The following is a 1,580-nucleotide window of genomic DNA, read 5'->3' on the forward strand; positions in this document are numbered from 1 at the left end:
GGCGGTGGTGGATGCCCTGCACAGTGCCGTGCCGGGTGGCGATGTTGAAACTGCCGGTTGCGCGGACCGCGACCCGCCCAGCGTGAACCCCGGCCTTCTTGCCCGTCGGGACGTTCGCCCGGACCAGGTCGCCGGTCTGAAAGCCGCGCACGGTCTTGGTTCGGGGCAGCCGCAGTCGAGGAAAGCCGTAGGCGTCGGTGCGGGTCCGGCAGTACATCCCGCGACCGGTCGCCTTCACCGCCAAGACGACCGAAGGCCAGCCGGTGACGTTCTCCAACTCGCCGACGTGTAGCGCGTCCAGAGTGTGCGACTTCGGCGCGCCGGTGCGGGATCGGTTCCACTTCGTACGCCCGCCCGAACTGGTGGCGACCGGCAGCCCGATCGCTCCCAGCGCCCGCCACAGCCCCCACCTGGTCGAGTTGACCGCCGCGGCGTCCCGCAACGGCGCCTTCGCCTGTCTGAGGATCTTCGCCAGGAGCGCGGGCTTGGTCTTAAGGAACTCCTCGATCGGTGTTGCGTTCTTGGCCTGGTTGCACGTGATGCAGGCCAGGGTCAGGTTTGAGACGCGGTCTGAGCCGCCCCGGGAGCGGGGGCGAATGTGGTCGATGTTCAACGGCACGCTGGAGGTGCCGCAGTAGGCGCACCTGCGGCCCCACTTGGCCAGCAGATACTCCCGCACCTCATACCCGGCGAGGGTGCCCTGCTGGTATTCCGCTCCTTCAAGGGGCCTGCCCGCCGACAAGGCGTGAGTGTCGAACGCGACCCGCTCCACACAGATGGCGGTGACGGGCGCCCAGCGGGTGAGTCGCGACACCCATGACATGGTGCCGTTGACGCGGTGCAGCAGGGACGGCGCGAGCCGCCCCTCCGGCTTGCCCCGGTTAAGGAACCGGGGGGCGCGATAGCGCAGATTCCGAGAACGGCGCCCCCGGCGCAGTGCAGCCCGCGAGGCGAGCTTGTCGCGGATCTGCCCGCCCCGGTGGCCGAGCTGGAGCGAGTACACGCCGGTACGACTCCCGCCATGCTCGGTGAACACGGCGAGGCCGGTGTGCTTGGAGCCGGGGTCGATGCCGACCCGCACGCCGGTCACGGTGGAGTCGGCGGCAGTGCGGTCTTTCAGTCGGATGACGAACGGGGTGTGCCGGTGAACCACGGCCCGGCCAGAGGCCAGCAGGCGGCGGGCGCGGGCCGGGTGACACGGGTCGAGCGGTTGGCCGTGCTTGTCCAGGACGAACACGACTGGGTGGCCCTCACGGGCCGCTCCCTCAGACGCCGAAGCGCCCTTGAGGTGACGCCGGAGCAGACGGGTGCCGTCCGCTCCGATCTCCCCTCGCCCATGTTCCACGCCAGCGCCCGGCAGCGCCGGGAGTCCGTGAGCCGTTTCGTCCCCACCCTCGGGGTTGTCTGCTCCCACCGATTCCAGAGCGGCAGGCTGAGGAAGCACCTGCCGGTGGGTCTGCTCGCTTACGTGAAACGTAGTCAATCGAATGCACCTCCTTCACGGTGATCGACTGGGGCTGGTCAACGCGGGGCTTCGAAGCGCATTGCCGCACCTCAAGCCCCCTCCTTCAGGAGGGGGT

General features: G+C 69.4%; 1 protein-coding gene. It reads right to left on the minus strand.

Annotation, left to right across the window (positions count from 1 at the left end; all coding sequences use genetic code 11):
• A partial coding sequence (iscB, locus tag ABGB08_RS54530) for an RNA-guided endonuclease IscB (protein WP_347608488.1) occupies positions 1-1,345 on the minus strand: 1,345 nt, incomplete at its 3' end.
• Between the last annotated feature and the right edge of the window lie 235 nt (positions 1,346-1,580).

Origin of the sequence: Acrocarpospora sp. B8E8, from assembly GCF_039871605.1 — a bacterium.
Lineage (GTDB): Bacteria > Actinomycetota > Actinomycetes > Streptosporangiales > Streptosporangiaceae > Acrocarpospora > Acrocarpospora macrocephala.